The 18477-nt window shown below is 48.2% G+C and carries 15 protein-coding genes; 10 read left to right on the forward strand and 5 right to left on the reverse strand.

Features of this window, described 5'->3' with window-relative positions; genetic code table 11:
* The first annotated feature begins 83 nt into the window (after window positions 1–83).
* From ACLTOQ_RS06025 to ACLTOQ_RS06040, 4 genes are all read left to right on the forward strand, one after another.
* Window positions 84–1757 (forward strand): DUF4091 domain-containing protein, encoded by a 1674-nt coding sequence (locus tag ACLTOQ_RS06025; RefSeq protein WP_412319070.1) that lies wholly within the window; start codon window positions 84–86, stop codon window positions 1755–1757.
* A 165-nt stretch (window positions 1758–1922) separates the two neighbouring features.
* Window positions 1923–3188, forward strand: a complete 1266-nt coding sequence (locus ACLTOQ_RS06030; protein WP_412319071.1) for a DUF6070 family protein — start codon at window positions 1923–1925, stop codon at window positions 3186–3188.
* Window positions 3189–3756: 568 nt separating this feature from the next.
* On the forward strand, window positions 3757–4434 hold the full coding sequence (locus tag ACLTOQ_RS06035; RefSeq protein ID WP_412319072.1) for a hypothetical protein: 678 nt from the start codon (window positions 3757–3759) through the stop codon (window positions 4432–4434).
* A 69-nt stretch (window positions 4435–4503) separates the two neighbouring features.
* Window positions 4504–4722 (forward strand): hypothetical protein, encoded by a 219-nt coding sequence (locus tag ACLTOQ_RS06040; protein WP_412319073.1) that lies wholly within the window; start codon window positions 4504–4506, stop codon window positions 4720–4722.
* A 306-nt stretch (window positions 4723–5028) separates the two neighbouring features.
* On the opposite strand, the gene ACLTOQ_RS06045 is transcribed toward ACLTOQ_RS06040, so the two are convergent.
* Window positions 5029–6246 carry an IS256 family transposase gene (locus ACLTOQ_RS06045; protein WP_412319120.1) on the reverse strand — a complete coding sequence of 406 codons (1218 nt, stop codon included), beginning with the start codon at window positions 6244–6246 and terminating at the stop codon, window positions 5029–5031.
* Window positions 6247–6357: 111 nt separating this feature from the next.
* Window positions 6358–7524, reverse strand: a complete 1167-nt coding sequence (locus tag ACLTOQ_RS06050; protein ID WP_117959935.1) for a DUF3048 domain-containing protein — start codon at window positions 7522–7524, stop codon at window positions 6358–6360.
* Window positions 7525–8025: 501 nt separating this feature from the next.
* On the opposite strand from ACLTOQ_RS06050, the gene ACLTOQ_RS06055 reads away from it, so the two are divergent.
* On the forward strand, window positions 8026–9930 hold the full coding sequence (locus ACLTOQ_RS06055; protein ID WP_412319074.1) for a hypothetical protein: 1905 nt from the start codon (window positions 8026–8028) through the stop codon (window positions 9928–9930).
* A 124-nt stretch (window positions 9931–10054) separates the two neighbouring features.
* On the opposite strand, the gene ACLTOQ_RS06060 is transcribed toward ACLTOQ_RS06055, so the two are convergent.
* The 3 genes from ACLTOQ_RS06060 to ACLTOQ_RS06070 form a co-directional block, all read right to left on the reverse strand.
* Window positions 10055–10465, reverse strand: a complete 411-nt coding sequence (locus ACLTOQ_RS06060) for a hypothetical protein (protein ID WP_412319075.1) — start codon at window positions 10463–10465, stop codon at window positions 10055–10057.
* 160 nt (window positions 10466–10625) lie between these two features.
* Window positions 10626–11087 (reverse strand): divergent PAP2 family protein, encoded by a 462-nt coding sequence (locus ACLTOQ_RS06065; RefSeq protein ID WP_262585171.1) that lies wholly within the window; start codon window positions 11085–11087, stop codon window positions 10626–10628.
* A gap of 98 nt (window positions 11088–11185) precedes the next feature.
* Window positions 11186–13024, reverse strand: coding sequence for a DUF6020 family protein (locus tag ACLTOQ_RS06070; protein ID WP_412319076.1), 1839 nt, complete (start codon window positions 13022–13024; stop codon window positions 11186–11188).
* Between the two features lie 175 nt (window positions 13025–13199).
* Here ACLTOQ_RS06070 and ACLTOQ_RS06075 point away from each other — a divergent pair, with 175 nt between their 5' ends.
* From ACLTOQ_RS06075 to ACLTOQ_RS06095, 5 genes are all read left to right on the forward strand, one after another.
* Window positions 13200–15086 carry an LIC_10190 family membrane protein gene (locus ACLTOQ_RS06075; protein ID WP_412319077.1) on the forward strand — a complete coding sequence of 629 codons (1887 nt, stop codon included), beginning with the start codon at window positions 13200–13202 and terminating at the stop codon, window positions 15084–15086.
* A 100-nt stretch (window positions 15087–15186) separates the two neighbouring features.
* Entirely contained in the window at window positions 15187–16254 is a 1068-nt protein-coding gene (locus ACLTOQ_RS06080) for a mannose-1-phosphate guanylyltransferase (protein WP_337672732.1), read from the forward strand.
* 146 nt (window positions 16255–16400) lie between these two features.
* Entirely contained in the window at window positions 16401–16814 is a 414-nt protein-coding gene (locus ACLTOQ_RS06085) for a sporulation initiation factor Spo0A C-terminal domain-containing protein (RefSeq protein WP_021914831.1), read from the forward strand.
* Window positions 16783–17709 carry a glycosyltransferase family 2 protein gene (locus tag ACLTOQ_RS06090; RefSeq protein ID WP_412319078.1) on the forward strand — a complete coding sequence of 309 codons (927 nt, stop codon included), beginning with the start codon at window positions 16783–16785 and terminating at the stop codon, window positions 17707–17709. The genes ACLTOQ_RS06085 and ACLTOQ_RS06090 overlap by 32 nt, the downstream gene beginning before the upstream one ends.
* Window positions 17709–18470 carry a glycosyltransferase family 2 protein gene (locus tag ACLTOQ_RS06095; RefSeq protein WP_412319079.1) on the forward strand — a complete coding sequence of 254 codons (762 nt, stop codon included), beginning with the start codon at window positions 17709–17711 and terminating at the stop codon, window positions 18468–18470. The genes ACLTOQ_RS06090 and ACLTOQ_RS06095 overlap by 1 nt, the downstream gene beginning before the upstream one ends.
* Window positions 18471–18477: the final 7 nt, after the last annotated feature.

An 18477-nucleotide genomic window follows, 5' to 3' on the forward strand; every position in this document is an offset into this window, starting at 1 on the left:
CTTTTTATGATACGCTTAGTGCAGACGCAAAAAGCGCCCATATTGTCTGAGCGTATACAAAATCAGGGGGTAAGGAGGAACTCATGGGGAACAATTGGAAAATTACGGACACGCTGACAAAGGTGTTCGCAGAGGAAGCACCGGATGGACAGGGGAGCATTCGCCTTTCAACGCTGCATCGGGAAACCGTATCCTGTGTGATTGCATATTTTGGGGCGGCAGACTGGGGACGTTACTGGAAGGTTTCCGTAAAAGCGCCGGAAAAAATTGAGACGAGATTGCGCCGGGTTGAGCTGGTTCCGTCGGCTTATCCGTGCCATAAGGAGCAGGATGATAACTATCTGCGCATCGTACCCGGGATGTATCCGGATCTTTTGCGCGATCTGAATACGGAGGGCGATGGCGCGGACAAAAAATATCTGACAAAAGAAGTGCCCGGACAGTGGCGCAGCCTATGGTTGGATGTGACGGTCGATGCGGAGCTTGCAGGCGGGGACTATGTTATTGTGATCGAAACGGAAACTGAGGACGGAGAAAAAGAGACGTTAAAAGCTGATCTGCATGTGGTCGATGCGTCGCTTCCGCCGCAGAAGATTTTGCATACGGAATGGTTCCATTCTGACTGTCTGGCAGACTATTATCATGTAAAACCGTTCAGCGAAGAACACTGGAAGATTCTGGAAAACTTTATCCGCCTGTATGCGGCGCGTGGCATCAATACGATTCTGACACCCGTATTTACACCGCCTCTGGACACTGCGGTCGGCGGCGAGCGCACGACGGTTCAGCTGCTGGATATCCGCAAGGACGGTGATACCTACAGCTTCGATTTTTCGAAACTGGAGCGCTGGATCGGAATTTGTCGCTTTGCCGGAATTACGTATTTTGAAATGGCGCATCTGTTTACCCAGTGGGGCGCTAAGTGCGCACCGAAGATTATGGTCTGGGAGGACGGCACGCTTCGCCATAAGTTTGGCTGGCACACGGACGCACAGAGCCCGGAATATGCGGATTTTCTGGCACAATATCTGACTGCCCTGACAGATTTCCTGAAAGAACAGGGACTGCAGGATAAAGTCTTTTTCCATATTTCAGATGAACCCGGCGAGGAGATTTTAGAGGATTATAAAAAAGCGCGGGAAATGGTACTACCCTATATTCAGGGATTTCATACGATTGATGCGCTTTCTGACGTTGGATTTTGTGAAAAAGGCCTGGTCGATCTGTTTGCACCCGGAACAAACTGCATGGAGCCGTTTTTGGAAAGAGGAATGGAAGGACTGTGGACCTATTATTGCACCGGACAGTGGAAGGAGGTTTCCAATCGGTTCATGGCGATGCCTTCTGCGCGTACCAGAATCCTCGGTGTGCAGCTGTATCTGTATAAAATCAGTGGATTTCTGCACTGGGGCTTTAACTTTTATAACAGCCAGTATTCGATCAAGCACATTAACCCGTATGCGGTAACGGATGCGGGAGAAGCATTTCCGTCCGGCGATGCATTTTTGGTTTATCCCGGCGAGGGCGGCGTACCGGAGGAATCTATCCGTCTGATGCTGATGCAGCAGGTGATGCAGGATGTGCGTGCGTTTGAACTGCTGGAATCGCTGGTCGGCAGGGAAAAAGTCTGTGAAATCATCGCAGAAGGAACGGATGAACCGATCACCTTCAAGCGCTATCCCAAAGAAAAAGAATGGCTGCTAGCCTTAAGAGAACGGGTGAACGCGGAGATCGAAAAAGCAATTGTGAAACAATAGAATGCACGCTCTGCGAGCATTCTATTGTCATGAATAAGAAGCGCAGGGCGAGAGCAGGACTCTTGCCCTGTTTTCTGATTTTCAAATGACAGGAAATTGTAAATCCTTTCGTAGACGACGAAGAAGACAGGCTGATGGAAATTACGACGAAAGAGTGACAGAACTATGCAGACAGAACAAAAGAAATTCGCAGAGCATCGCAGATTTTTGACATATGCAATAGCGCTGTGCACTATCTTGCCATTTGTGGCGCAGGGCTGTGGAAAACCGTCCCGAGAGACCTGGCAGGATGTGGATACTGAAGCGGAAACAGTGATTGTGCTGGAAGAGGATGAAGAGCCGAAGATACGGATGGAAGATGTTTGTCTTGAGCTGTATCGGGAAGCAGGCAGAAGTGGACGGCTCGGGGAAAAAGAGACCATTGCACATATCGTAAAGCAGTTTGGAGAAAACGGATATCCTGCAGTAGACCAGAAAAATAGGGTCGATATGGTGCGGGCATCAGAGGTAAAGCGTTTCTGCAGGCGGGCGACGGATCAGCAGGAGGCACAGATAGAAATTGTTGAAGTTGACTGGAACGGTGGCTTTGTGGAGTATGAGCTGCAGGCGGCAGAAGGCAATCTCGATGTGACACGCAATTATTATCATTATGAAGATGAAATGATGCGCAAAAAGACGGAAGAACATTTTACAGCGGACAGTTGGTCGTATACGGAGGACGGTTATCTGATGTTTTCCGGAACCGGGGCGCTGGATGAGATGTATGTGATGACGCTCAGCGACGTTAAGGAATATGCGGCGCTGCGGGTGGATCCTCTGGACGAAGCCTGCCGGGAATGGAACGAAAAAGCGCTCCTGCCGGTCGGCTATGAATGCAACAATCTGTTTCTGACAGACTGGGATGAAACGGATTTCGGAGAGCTGGACTTTTATGATCTGTTCGATGTTTTTTATCCGCATATATATCATCGGAAAATCCCGTGGCAGAGTGAGAAAAATGCTGGAAACAGCACAGTGTATGGAATTCCGTCAAAAGAGTTTGAATCGGTTATTCAGGAGTTTTTGAATGTAAAAACAGATATCCTGCGCAAAAAAGCGATTTACCGGGAGGAAGATGACACATATGAATATTATCCGCGTGGATTTTATGAGTCAGAGTACCCGGAGCATCCGTACCCGGAGGTGACAGCGTTTCAGGAAAATGACGACGGGACGGTAACGCTCACTGTGCATGCTGTTTTCCCCTATCTCGGAAGTTCCAGAGCGTTCGTTCATGAGGTGACCGTGCGCCCGACGGAAAATGCTGCGGCTGCAGTGCAGTATGTGTCCAACAAAATTGTTTCCTCACTGGATGATCCGGACGACAACTGGTATGTGCCGCGTCTGTCCGGAGAGGAACGCAGTTTATTGTATGAAGAAAATACAGACTGAAAAATGGCTGCCGTATAGGGAAATTTCCCTGCGCGGCAGCCATATGTTAGTTACAGTTCACTCGTACTATTTGCAAAAGCGCATCCTCGATGCTTTCCGCTGCTTCGCAGCTCATTTTTGCTCATAAAATGGCGTTCCCTTCGTGGTTTCTTGTGGGCAGATTCTCATGCGAGCATGGAATCTGCCCACAAGAAACCACGAGTGAACTGTAACATACGTTATAAAGTTTTTGTAAATTTGAATGGTGACAGATTGAATTTGGAAAAAGTATTTTGTATAATAAAGTTGCAGTTCCTGCTGATAGGAATATTTTAGGACACAAATCAGGAAATCAGATAATCTATTATAAGCGGAGCATCGTATAGCGGTGTATCCGGCTTTCTTCTATCTTTTCAAGCCAGAATCGGCGAATGATTTCCGTGAGTCAATGAACCGAAGATTAAGCGCGCAAACCTTGGTGAATACCGTGAAAATGAACAGAACCGGCAGATGCGTTTCTTTTGTTTTCACAAAAAACTGAATAAAACATAAAAACTGAATAAAGCTGAACGAACCAGAAAGGCAAACGATGGAAACAATCAATACACCTTATGATGATGCTTTTCGAACCTTGCTGCAGGACTGCCCGGAGCTGGTGATTCCATTAATCAATGAACTGTTTGGAACGGATTACACAGGTCAGGAAGTGGTACTGTCGAGTGCAAATGAGATATTTATCAGGAATCCGAACGGGAAGAAGGAAAAGCGGGTTACGGATTCCAACATGACGTTGATTTCATTAAAAGGAATATCGAAATATTACCATCTGGAATGCCAGAGCACGCCGGACGGAACGATGGAAATTCGGATGTGGGAGTATGACACGCAGATCGCGTTATTAAACGCAGAATACAGGGAAGGCATGTTGTATGTAGATTTCCCTGATTCCGCGGTAATTTATTTAAGAAGCAATCCAAACACGCCGGATGAACTGAAAATCTGCATCCGTGCAGCCAGGAAAGAATTAAAATATGGCATTCCGATTCTGAAAGTAAGAAATTACACGCTGGAGGATATTTTTGAACGGCGTTTATGGATGCTGATTCCGTTTTATATCTTCCGGTATGAAAAAGAACTGTCGCAGATCGACAGCGATGAAGAGCGTCTTGAGAAACTGAGAAGAGAATACGAGAGGGTGGCAGAAATGCTGGATCAGGAATGTAAAAACGGACGCATGAGGTCAGTCACAGGTGGAGCGCTGTGCTAGCTGTCCCGTACTGTTGTGGAAAAACTGGCGTCAAAATATAAAAATGTGGAAAAGGAGGTAGCTGAAGTTATGGGAGGAAAGGTATTAACCTATCGGTCAAAAGAACTTTATCAGGAAGCTCTGGCGAAAGGAATCGAACAAGGAATCGACAAAGGTATTGTAAAAGGGCTTGCAAACCTTGCGGCGGGCAAATACCAGCGGGGCGAGAGCGTAGAGAAGATTGCTGATGATCTTCTGATGACTACATCAGAGGTAGAAGAACTCTTAAATCACCAGAAAGAGGCTTGAAAAGTGAGACTGTAGTGTTGTTGTACCAGTAGATTTGCCTGTTTGTGAAGTAGAAAGCAAATAAAACAATAGAATGAATGAAAAAATCGCCCCATCCGCAGTTAAAAAATACCTGCCGGATTGGGCGATTTATACGTCAGAACAAATTATTCGAGAGCGTTTCAAGTTTTGTGTAAACGTTAAAAACTGATATAAGATTTGTGAATAGTTACAAATGGGCAGAGCCGATTTTCCGGATTCTGCCCATATCTGCATTATACAGTAGTTTTTAGGCATGTCAATAAAACCTGCCTAAAATTGACTGTTTTACAGGTTCCGTCCTGCCAGACGTTCTTCAAAATAAATTTCAAGCTGGGAATGGATCTGTCCCCAGTCCTGCCTGTGACCGGTCCATTTTTTCGTGATATCCATGGTTGCCAAATACAGCATTTTCAAAAGGCTGTCATCCGACGGAAAAACCGTTTTGCTTTTGGTCACTTTCCGGAGCTGACGGTTGAAGCCTTCAATGGCATTTGTGGTGTAAATCAGGCGTCTTACTGCCTCTGGATATTTGAAATAAGTGGACAGGGTTGCCCAGTTATCATTCCAGGATTTATAGATTTTCGGGTACTTGGAATCCCATTTATCTTTGAACAATTCTAACTCATTTAAAGCTGTTTCTTCCGTTGGAGCCGCATATACAAGCTTCAGATCAGCCATCAGTTTTTTGATATCTTTGTAGGAGACAAACTTCGTTGAATTGCGGATCTGGTGGATGATACACTGCTGAATCTCTGTTTTTGGATAAACAGCCTCGATTGCCTGTGGAAATCCATTTAAACCATCAACGCATGCAATCAGGATATCCTCAACGCCTCTGTTTTTTAATCCATTCATGATAGAAAGCCAGAACTTCGCACTTTCGTTCTCTCCAACATACATTCCAAGGACATCTTTTTTTCCGCTCATGTCGATACCAAGAGCAATGTAAACCGCACGTTTTACGATACGTCCTTCGCTGCGGACATGATAGTGGATCGCATCCATAAATACTACAGCATACACTTCTTCCAGAGGACGTTCCTGCCATTCTTTTACAATCGGCAGGATTTTGTCTGTGATCCGGCTGATTGTGCTGTCAGAAATATCAATATCGTATAATTCACGCATGTGGGATTCAATGTCTCCGGTTGTCATTCCCTTGGCATACATGGAAAGTATTTTTTCTTCCATGTCCTGAGTTACGGTATTTTGATATTTTTTAATCAGCTGTGGTTCGTAATCACCGTTACGATCCCTTGGGATCGCCACATCCATATCTCCATAACTGGTGTGCATGGTTTTGCTGGAATGACCGTTTCTGCTGTTGTCTGTTTCTTTGTTACGATAATCATACTTGGAATATCCTAATTCTTCATCCAGTTCCTCATCCAAAGCACCTTCCAGAAGAACAGACATCATGTCACGCATGATACTGTTTACATCGGTGCCGTCTTTGATGCTGATATCATTATTTTTCAGATAGTCGCGCATCATTTCTCTCATTGCTGCTTTTTGTGGGCTGTCTTTTCTTCTTGCCATAAAAATAACCTCCAAACTGAGTAATTTTATCTTACATCAGTTTGGAGGTTTACACAAACTTTGGGATACTCCCAATTATTCCGCATCAATGGATTTACCCTGCTCAACTACACAGATGTTGGTCTTGCCGGGGTTGATTTCGATTTCGTTGCCGTTGTCGTCATAGAACTTGGTCGGTGCGAAGTCGCTGGTCTTTTTCCAGGTTACATGGATGCCCTTGCCGTTTGTGAAGTAGTAGCCGTCTTTGGTGTCGTCGTGGCACTGGAAAGACAGATAACCCTTCGCATCACGGGTTTCATAATAAGCAAACTGAACTAAAACGTTCTTGAATGCCAGCTGTTTGTTATTGGCGCCGTCCATATGCTTCTGGTCGCCTTTCTGCATACCCTGGAAGCGATAGTACAGACCATCTTCTTCGTTATATTCGAAATAGGTCTTGGTAATCGGGTAAGCGCCTGCCAGATCGATCTTGGTTGCAGGGATTGCACTGCTTCCGTACTGTTCCAGCGTGTTCGGATTGTTTGTGGAAGCGAATTTGAAGTGATCGCTCTGATAGTTCTCAGTATAGGTTTCGGAATAGCCGAGGGCCTGAGCGGCTTTGTCGATACGGTCGCCGCTTGTATAAGCATTATGCGGAGCTTTACGGTCGCTGGTGCGGTAGAAGGCTGCGTCATACAGACCTTTTTTCTGGGAAGGGTCGCTTGCCAGAACAGCACCGGTGATATTATTGGTAGTAGGATCATTGATCGCGTTCAGAATGTAGAACGGACCGCCGATATGGCAGTAAATTGCATCCCATTCTTTTGCCCAGTAAACATAATAATCGCGGCAGCTTCTGATATTGCCGATGCGTTCAATGTTTTTCCAATCCTTGAAAACAGCCATCAGACGGGTCATGTTGCCTTCTACGCTGCATTCATACAGGATATCAGCATTGGAAAGCCCGTAGTGCGGGAGCGCTGCATTTTCATCGGGGATCATAACTGCGATCGGACGCTGATCTGCGAGATCGCCGCTGATCCATTCGCCGGTCAGGTCACTTTTTACCATGCCTTCTTCCGGAGGAACATCCTCCTCAACGGTTTCTGTTTCCGTCTCAGATTCTGTTTCAGCAGGAGCGGCAGTGCTTTCCTGCACCTCAGCTACCGGAACGGTTTCTACGGTGTCATTTTTGCTTCCGCAGCCGAACAGCATGGATGCGCATGTCAGACCGGTCAGCAGAAATACAGCCAGTTTCTTCATTTTGGTTCCTCTCTTTCTTATAAATCGTCGAATGCGGGAAACGGAAATCCATACACAGGATATCCAACTGCCCGCGCGAAAAAGTGTGAAGCGTCTCTGCGTCACACAACTGTAACAATTATAGCGTAGCAAAATTGGTTTGTCACTACATAAAACGATATTAAATCTTAATTATTCCTGTATACGATAAAGCCTCACTCAGATCCTTTAAGAGTTCTTTGAAAGGTGGAAGATAGTCGGGATACAGGCTATATCCACGAATTATTCTGCTTCCTTCGAACGTGTCTGCAGAATGGCATGGACGAACTGAATTCATGACAATAGAATGCTCGCAGAGCGTGCATTCTATTGTTTTACGAAACTGTGTGAATGCTTCCTTGAGTTATGCAGAAAAATAAATTAAAATAGAACATGGTACTATTATAAAAAGAAATGTTTATCAAAAAACAACGCATGATAGAACTGCAGAACGTAAATCTGCGTCTGCGGGCAGGAGGGAATGTGAAGAAACGAAACTGGTATCTGATCCTTGGTATGCTGCTTTTGGTGCAGCTGATTGCGATTTTTTATTTTGGAAGTAAAAAAGCAGGGTTCCATTATGATGAATATTATTCCTATTATTCCTCCAATGTGTCGATCGGTCTGGTGCCGACCGACCGGGAGTGGAAGCCGGGCAGCGAGATTGCGGACGAATTCCGGGTTCTGCCGGGGCAGCGGTTTCAGTATGGGACGGTTACGCGCATGCAGACCTATGACGTGCATCCGCCGTTTTACTATCTGCTGCTGCATACGGTATGCTCGCTGTTTCCCGGAAGGTTCAGCAAATGGTCAGGAATTGGACTGAATATAGTGCTTTTCGTTCTGAGCTGGAGTGTGCTGGCGAAGCTGACGCGGCGGATTGTGACGGGTGCGCTGAGGAGCGCGGCTGCGCCTGGTGGGAAAGCGCAGACCTGTGTAACGGCGGCGGACGTTCCGGAGCGTATCACGCGAGTGATGATTTTCGGAGTGTGCCTCCTGTATGGTTTTAACCCGGCGGTTTATTCCGGCGTTATGCTGGTTCGAATGTATATGCTTCTGGCTCTGTGGATTTTGCTCGTGACCTGGCTGCATGTAAAAAGCCTGCAGGAGAGAAAACGCGGGTTTTCCTTTTATCTGCCGCTGATGGCGGTTGTTTATCTCGGTTTTCTGACGCATTACTATTTTGCTGTTTATCTGTTTTTCCTGGCAGCGGCGATGGAGCTGTATCTGCTGTTGGAACGTGCAGAGCAGAAAAGCTGGGGGCAGAAATGGAAAGACTGTCTCATTTATGCGGCTGCTGTGATCGGAGCGATGGTACTTGCCGTAGTCAGCTATCCGGCGTGTCTGAGCCATATTTTTCGGGGATACCGGGGGACGGAAGCGATGGGTGCGTTCTTCGACCTTGGCAATACGCTTGGAAGATTCCGGTTCTTCGCAGGACTGCTCAATGAATATGCCTTCGGGTCGATGCTGTACGGATTTGTTCTGCTGCTTGTCCTGATGGCGCTGACGGTCTGGGGAATTGGACGGATGAAAGCCGGACGGAAAACTGTCGCTGCGACTGCGCAGAAATCTGGGCAGCAGACAGCAGAGTACGCAGCCGCGCAGAAATCTGGGCAACAGACAGAAGAGTACGCAGCCGCGCAGGAAAATTCGAACCGGCAGGCTGACGCTTTCCACGAATCATTCTGGGAAGCACGGCGTGTTTTCTGGATTCCGGCGGCAGCAGTACTCGGTTATTTCCTTGTCGTGACCAAAACAGCGCTCCTGACGGCGGAGGAAGCGAACCGATATCAGATTCCGGTCTACGGGCTGATTTTGCTGCTGATGATGGTTATATTTGTACTGCTCGGACAGAAGCTTTTCGTGTTGACTATGAGAAAAGGGACTGCTGTAAAAAGCGCTGCGGGGAAAATCAGCGATACCAGAGATACATCTGCTCCGGAAAAACGGTCCGTGCACGATAAAGCAGCCGGCTATGTGCTTCTGGCGGTATTTCTGGTGCTGGCAACAGGACAGATTCGAGGACTGGCGGATGGAAAGGTGCTGTTTCTTTATGAAGAGGACACAGAAAGCATCGCGTTTGCGCAGGAGCATAAAGAGAAACCGGTCGTTTATTTTTATAATCCCAACCTGACCTGGATGATCTGGGACGATTCACTGGAGCTGATACAGTATGATGAAATTTATTTTGCGAGCCTTGCAGACGTTTCGACTGTGGAGGATGATACAATCCGGCAGGCGGATCAGGTGCTTGTATATGTTTCCAGAATGGAGCAGACTGAGGAGGCGCTGCAGGCTGTTGCAGATGGAATGGGCGGTGATGTGAAGATGGAAAAGATCAGAGAGCTGCTGTATTGTGACCTGTATTTGATAGCAAGAAAGTAATGCGTGCTCTGTGAGCATGCTATTATCAGGAATAAAAAGACTCCCGTTTCGGTGGCAAATGAAGAAGGAATTATTCCCTGCTATCCCGGCCATAGAAAATGGGAGTTTTTTCATGGTAATCGTTTTACTCTGCAGCGTTCTCAGTCTGGGCTGTCTGCGCAGCGTCGTCAGTCGTTGCTTCCCCATCAGCTGCAGCACTTTCCGTATCAGCTGCGTCGGTTTCTTCTGCAGCGCTTTCTGTGTCAGCGGTTTCCTCGGCGGTGCTTTCTGTATCTGTGTCCTCTGTTTCAGCTGCGGTACTTTCTTCAGCTGTAGTTGTTTCGATTACGCTTTCGACAGTAGTTTCTGTTTCTGCCGGCGTCTCTGTCTTGGGAGTATAGTGGCGGTAAATTGCAAAAGCAATCGCAAGTACGATTACTGCAAGTACGAAATAACTGCAGATGCGAAGGAGCTTTTTTCGTTTCTTTTCCTTCTCCAGACGTTCTTTGCGATGCGCTTTTTCCTGTTTATAACGGTCTACTTTTTGTTGGCTCATTTTATGTCCTCCATCAAATTTCTTAGTTATCACTATACAGAATAACTGTGAAAATTCTGTGTCAGGAGGGCAGATTTTTACGGGAAAAAACGTTATAACGCAGATGCGCCTTCCTACAGACACGAAAGTTGTCTGCAGGAAGGCGCAAGCAGATAAAGATTTAACCGAGGAACAGGCCGTACAATACGGCGATCAGGATGCCGAGCAGCGCGCCGACAAACACCTGTAAAGGGGTATGGCCGACGAATTCCTTGAGCTTTTCTTCGTAGGAGATCGGCTGCCCCATCTTTTCCCAGAATTCCATCATTTCATTGATGACCTGTGCCTGGAGACCGGTTTCCCGGCGCACCCCTCTGGCATCATACATAACGATAATCGCTACAATAGCGGCAATGGCGAATTCAAAGCTGCCGCCGCCGTATTGCATTCCGGATGCGGTTGCGAGTGCGCAGACAGTGGCGGAATGGGAGCTGGGCATGCCGCCGCTTCCGACTAAACGTTCCGGATCAAAGCTTTTGGTGATACAGGTATAAATCACTGTTTTGATGACCTGTGCAGCGAACCACCCCGTAACTGCGGACATAAAAACCGTGTTGTGAATCAGTGCGTTAAAAAAGTCCATAAAATACCTCTTTCTCTTTGGAAACTAAATTAGGCAAAATGCCATCCCCTGATTTTTTATTTTACACTTTTTTTGTCAGTTTTACAACGTTTCCCATCTCATTTTTGCAGACGGGAGGTTTGAAGATGGCAATACGGCAGCGCAATGAAAAACGGCGCGGCAAGGATGAGCGGATAAGCGTAGCGCAGATCGGAGGCGACAGGAGTTGCCAGAAGCAGGGTAAGTACAGTTCCGATAAACGGTACAAAGAGCACGAGAAACCGCCGCTGTCCGTATAAAAACTGATATGCGGCAAAATACAGGACAGCCCAGAAGTACGCGCCGATGCTCCACAAAATACCGTAAACCGGAAGCATATCAGGAAGCTTTAAAAGAATTTCACTGATTTTGACCGGAAACTGACCCCGCAGAAGATGCGGCCAGGAAAGTCCGATTTCGTTCGGAGAAATCCCTTCATTCGTGCGTAAAGCAGCCGGGGCGGGGAACCAGTATCCTTTTGTCTGATCGATAAAGGCCTGGAGATAGTCGCCCGGGTAAGAAATACCGAGCTGAATCCAGAGGGTGAAATATTTTGAAGGATTCCGGATGATCGCATCGGCATGGTTGTAGGAGACGAGTGCCTTGATGGGATCGGAGATCACCGGATTGTAATACTCCGGAATCAGGGAAGTATCGACTACATCATCGATGAGCATTTCCTGCTCTGGGCTCAGCTGTCGACCGTTAGAAACGACACAGGCAATCTGCTGCAGAGGAATGGAGAGGGATTCTGTAAAGGAAGCGCGCTCAACATGACAGGCAGTGTATACAGGGCCGGTGATGATCAGGGATAAAAGGAGTATGCCGGCCTGCACGGCAAACATTTTTTTCCATGTCCGGCGAAATGCGAACAGAACAAACGGGAGGGTGAACAGGAAGATATAAAGCCCGTTTGAACGCAGGGTGCAGACGAAAAAGCCGGAAAGGGAAAGCCCTGCCCAAATGTCCGGACGGTTATCCGGGTTGCAGAGCAGTTCATATAAAAAGCAAAGATATAACAGCATAAATCCGGAAAAAAGAATATCTTTCCAGACGGTTACGGCAAAAATTGCGTGAAATGGAACGAGCCCCCAGAAACAAAAAGACAGAATCAGCCAGAGGCGTGAAGCGCCTGATCTTGCGAGGAGGGATAGCGTATAGGTTTCAATAGCGGCCATAGTGCACATCTGGAACAATACATAACAGGCGATTCCGGTGTTTATGCTTCCGGTCAGAAAAAATCCGATATGGTAAAACAGGGAGAACAAAAGCGTGTGCAGGATCGGGTGGTGGTTACTGAACGGGATCAGGCCGGTAGCCTGGGAAAACTGGCTGATGCTGTCCGGGGTCAGAACACCGGGAAACTGGTACAGAAACCAGAACAGCCAGCAGAAGAGCAGACCGAAGTAACAGAGCAGCTTCTGTTTGCGGGACAGGGCATGCGCTGCAGATATGGCTGGGGGTACAGGACATGCACCGTCAGGCTGCTGCAAAGTGTTTTGGGCAAAACGCCGCTGCTGTCTGGATGCAAGAAACAGCATGGACAGTTCACAGAATCGGAAGAATATAAAATACAGACCGATAACCGCAGCCGCCAGGAATGCAAGCCTGAATATGCGGCTGTCAAAGCTGCCGGACAGTTCAGCATGCTTTGCTGCTGCATAAAATAAGGTGTAGAGAACTGCGAGAAGTCTGCATATTGGATAAAAATGGCGCGGAAGCACAGAAGAAGCTGCTCCGATATTCGTCAGCCTTTGCGTCAGCGTTGGAGAAAAAAGGAGGAGCATGCCTGCAAAGATCAGGACAGAAAAAATATCTGCCGGATGGATGGAACCGATATCGCATAGTGCAAAGGCTGCAAAAAACGCTGCAGTAATCCGAGTGATACCGGGCTTCTGGAATGAAATTATATTTGTCATAAGATGGGAGTCCTCCTGGAAAGCAATGAATGATTTTGATCTGTATATGGATTCAGTTTAGTGTCAGTGAGGGAAAAAAGCAAGAAAATTACCCGGAAAATGGAGCGCCTCCATTTCCTTGACATGAAATGGGGGCAATGGTACATTTAATGCATCAGACAGGGGTATCAAAATTATGATAATGATTTTAATGGAATGGGCGTATATGGCGGCGTTGTCGTTTCTGATGGGCTTTGCGTGTCTTGCACCGTTTCGAAAAAAGGGCGGTTGTCAGATTCATAGCGCAGTAACCTATATGATGGCGGGTCTGCTCGTATTGAATGTGTATGCAGAGTATTTCAGCCTGTTTGCCGGCGTTGGCTTCTGGGCAAGCCTGATTGCCGTTTTTGCTGCGGTCATCGGCGGAATGCTGCTGCGTCGGGATTTGGCGGATTTTTTCAAAATTTCGAAAACACAGGCATGTCAGAAAAAAACGGAAAGAAGCGACGAAGGGCTTGAAAACTCAAAAAGCCTTTGGCGCAAAAAAAACAAAGCCGTCTGGCTGCTGTATGCCGGTCTGACGCTTTTATTTGCATACGGCTCGTCGAGGGGCTATATGCACTACGATACGGGACTGTATCATGCACAGGCAATTCGATGGATCGAAGAGTACGGCGTTGTGCCGGGGCTTGCGAATCTGCACAGCCGGTTCGGTTACAACAGCGCTTCCTTTGCACTCAGCGCCTTCTTTAGCGAGACGTGGCTGATCGGACGGCCGATGCACTGCGTGGCTGGATTTTTTGCGCTGCTGTGCGCGTGTAAATGCGCGGCAGGGCTTATAGCATTTTGGAAACGAAAAAAAGTGCGAATATCGGATTTTTTATCTATCGGCGGGATCTTTTATCTGATAGCAGTGTTCCGGGAGATGGTTTCCCCGGCGTCCGATTATTTTGCAATGTTGGTTTTATTCTGGGTAATAATGACCTGGGTGGAACTGTGGGAGCAGGAAAGGGACTGTCCCATCGGGGAAAAGCAAACTGTGCCTTACGCGCTGCTGAGTCTGTATCTGGTGTATGCGGCGACGGTGAAGCTGTCCACAGCGGTAATTTTGCTGCTGGTCCTGTATCCGGCGGTGTTGCTGCTTAGGCAGAAAAAATGGCTGCAGATTGCAGGCTATATCGCGCTGGGACTTCTGATTGCATTTCCGTATCTGGCGCGGAATGTGCTGATTTCCGGCTGGCTGTTTTATCCGTTTACGTTTTTGGACTGGTTTCCGGTAGACTGGAAAATTTCCAAAGGCTATGCGAACAGCGACGCAAAGGAAATCCAGGCGTATGCGCGGGAGATTTATAATGTTTATCAGCTGGATCAGCCGTTGAAGCAGTGGCTGCCGAACTGGTTTGCAGCGCAGGCTGGATTCGATAAGCTTCTGGTGCTGGCAGGCTGGGCAGCGATCCCGGTGAGTGCAGTGCTGGCGGTGCTCGGAGCTGTGCGCGCAGTCAGAGCAGGCAAGGTGACAGTCGCGCCCCATGTGGACGGCGCTGTGTCTGAACGAGAAATCGGCGCACCCTTGCCCGCCCGCCGAGTCGCACATCTTACGCCCTTGTGTCTTTCCCTGCTTCAGCTGTGTGCAGTGGTCGGTTTTTTCTTCTGGCAGCTCGGGGCGCCGCTGGTGCGGTACGGATATTTTTATGTGTTGTTTTTTCCGTTGACGGTGTTTGGAAGCCTGTATTGTATGGCGGCGGAAAAGCTGGCTGGTTCAGAACAGGGACACAATGGACGTAAATGGTTGAAAAATGCCGGATATTGGGCATTTGTGGGATTGCTGGTAGCATTTTTTACCTATAAGGGGTATAATCTGATACAGATGGTTCGGGAGCTGGCATATGAGCCGTATTATCTGTGGCAGCAGGATTATGTAGATGGATCTGCAGAGATGTACGAGGTGGATGGTGTGACGATCTATGTGCCGACGGACAGAGGGCAGATCGGGTATAACAAATTCCCGTCATCCCCAATCGTACAGGATATCGAGCTGCGGGGCAACTCGATTCGGGACGGCTTCCGGAAAAAGCCGAAATGATCCGGCAAAATAGAAGCGATCCGGAAAAAGCCGAAAAGGATTTGTAAAAATGCATGGAATGGGCTGACGGAAGCGCAGCATTTCAGAAAGGAAATACAACATGAAAACCTATGGCGTAATTATGGCAGGCGGGGGCGGAACCCGTTTCTGGCCGCTGAGTACAAAGGCAGAGCCGAAACAGTTTTTAAACCTGTCCGGCAAAGATATTCTGGTTAATGAGACGATCGACAGACAGCATGACCTGATGGATCAGAAGGACATTTTTATTGTGACCAATGAGACACAGGCAAAGATGATGAAGGAGCGCACAGCAGGCAGAATTGCGGCAGATCATATTCTGGCAGAGCCTGCGGCGCGTAATACAGCAGCGTGTATCGGTTATGCGGCGATGGAAATTCTGCATAAATACGGTGACGGCGTGATGTGCATTTTTGCGGCGGACGCTTATATTCGCGATGAGGCGGAATACACCCGCGTGATGAAGGAAGCGGTTCGTGCAGTGGAAGAGACGGACGCACTTGTGACGATCGGGATTCATCCGACGTTTCCCTCGACCGGCTATGGTTATATCCGCAGCGTGGAAGCGGCTGGAAAAGTATGGCGCAAGGTAGAAGAATTTGTGGAAAAACCGGATTTGGAAACGGCGAAAAGCTATCTGGCATCCGGCAGTTATGCGTGGAACAGCGGCATGTTTGTCTGGAAAGCCTCCACGATTCTTCACTATTTCGAAGAACTTCTGCCGGATGTGTACGCCTGTCTGAAACAGATCGGGGCAGCGCTCGGCACAGAAAAAGAGCAGGAGGTTCTGCATGAGGTTTATCCGACCATCCCGAAGATTTCCGTGGATTACGGCATTATGGAGCGCGCAAAGGGTGTTCTGATGCTGGAAGGAGATTTCGGCTGGAACGACGTTGGCAGCTGGGATACGCTGGATGCAGTGCGCACCCGGGATGCTGCCGGTAACATCAGCTCCGGCGATACGCTGCTTCTGGATGCGAAAAACTGCGTTGTATACGGCGGTAAAAAGCTGATCGCCGCAGTCGGCGTTGAAAACCTGGTCATCGTAGAGGGCAGGGATTCGATTCTGGTCTGCCCTGTCGATCAGGCACAGCGCGTCAAGGAAGTCGTTGAGACGCTGGAAAAAGAAGGCAGGACGGAACGGCTTTAAACGGCGAAAAAACGCGAAATATCACGACCGTTTTCCGTTTGGTTTCCAAAATCTGAGTGTTAGAATAAAGTAGAAAGCAGCGGCAGAATGTTCACAGTGCGGTCACACTGTTGGTGCGGAAAAAAGACTCAGAGGAGGAATCAGAAATGGCTGCAGAATGGAAAGAAACACTCGAAACGGAGCGGGAGATATCGGCGTTTATGCTGGAACTTGGGATTCCGGCGCATTTGAGGGGATATTATTATCTGAGGGAGGCGGTTTTGCTGGCTGTCTCGGATATGGAACTGGTTGGCAGCGTGACGAAGCTGTTATATCCGGTGATCGCAAGGCGTTACAAAACAACGCTTCAGCGGGTGGAACGCGCGATCCGAAACGCAGTGGAGGTGTCCTGGGAACGGGGCAATCCGGAGGTGTTTGAGGATCTGTTCGGGTTCAGCCGGGAGACGGGCGCGCCGAGGCCGACAAACAGCGAATACATAGCGAGAATTGCGGACAAGATAAGAATGGACGCAACTACAGGAGAGAAACATGTTACTGAGCGTAATCGTACCTTGCTATAATGAAGAGGAAAACGTTCCGATTTTTTATGAGGAAATGATGAAAAATTCCGCTTTTTTGGAGCAGGAAAAACTGGAGCTGGAAATTATTTATATTGATGATGGTTCCAAGGACAATACCGCAGCGGAGGTTCGGAAGCTTCACGAAAAGGATGAACGGGTGCATCTGGTGTCCTTTTCCCGCAACTTTGGCAAGGAAGCAGGAATTTATGCGGGCTTCCAGAAAGCAAAGGGGGACTATGTCGTGATGATGGACGCTGATCTGCAGGATCCTCCGTCACTTTTACCGGAGATGTTTTCCTACATTAAGCAGGGCTACGACAGTGTGGCGACAAGACGTGTGACCCGAAAAGGCGAACCTCCGATCCGGTCGTTTTTTGCAAGGATGTTTTACCGCATCATGAATAAAATTTCCAAAACGGAGATCGTGGACGGCGCACGCGACTATCGCCTGATGACGAGACAGGTTGTGGATTCGATTCTTTCGATGTGCGAATATAACCGTTTTACGAAAGGAATTTTCGGCTGGGTCGGCTATGAGACGAAGTGGCTGGAGTATGAAAACGTGGAACGCACCCACGGCGAGACAAAATGGAGCTTCTGGAAGCTGTTTTTGTATTCGCTGGATGGAATTACCGCATTTTCAACAGTGCCGCTGGCAATTTCGTCTATCATGGGCGTTGTGTTCTGCATCGCAGCGTTTGTGGCGATCATCGCCCTGATTATCAAAAACCTGATTTACCATGATCCGACGCCCGGTTGGCCGTCGATGGTATGTATTATTCTGTTGGTTTCCGGCGTGCAGCTTTTCTGCTTGGGAATCGTGGGACAGTATCTGTCCAAGACCTATCTGGAAGTGAAAAAGCGTCCGATTTATCTGGTAAAGGAAGAACTGTAATGAATTATGAGAACCTGATCAGCATTGTGATGCCGGTTTTTAACGCCCAGGCGTATCTGGAGGAAGCGCTGGAATCGGTTCGCCGCCAGACATGGACGGACTGGGAGCTGCTGGTGGTAGACGATCATTCTACGGACGGGAGCGCAGGTCTTGTGTCAGAAATCTGCAGAAAAGACGCGCGAATTCGGCTTCTTTCCCAGACGGACGGGGTAAAGGGCGCGGCAAATGCAAGAAATTTCGGGACAGCACATGCAAATGGACGTTATCTCGCATTTATGGATGCGGACGATATCTGGCGGGTGGATAAGCTGGAACGAGAAATGGCTTTTTTGCGGGAAAAAGACGCAGCCTTTGTATTTTGCTCGTATGAATTTGGAGACGAGCATGCGGTCGGAACCGGCAAAATCGTGCGGGTTCCCGATCAGTTGACTTATCAGAAAGCGCTCAGCCGGACGGTCATTTTTACGAGCACGGTGCTGTTTGACCGGGAAAAAATTGACAAGGCGCTTTTGCAGATGCCGGACGTGCCGAGCGAGGACACGGCGATGTGGTGGCAGATTTTAAGAAACGGACACGTCGCTTACGGGTTAAAGGAAAATCTGGTGATCTACAGAAGACCGGAAAAATCCCTTTCCTCGAACAAGCTCCGGGCGATTACAAGAATCTGGGGACTTTACCGGAAACAGGAAAAAATGTCGGTGATCGCAAGCGCAGCATGTTTTTGTATGTGGGCGGTGCGCGCTGTGTGGAGAAGAATATAGCGGGAGA

It is taken from the genome of Gallintestinimicrobium sp., from assembly GCF_046968865.1.
Classification (GTDB): Bacteria; Bacillota; Clostridia; order Lachnospirales; family Lachnospiraceae; genus Gallintestinimicrobium; species Gallintestinimicrobium propionicum.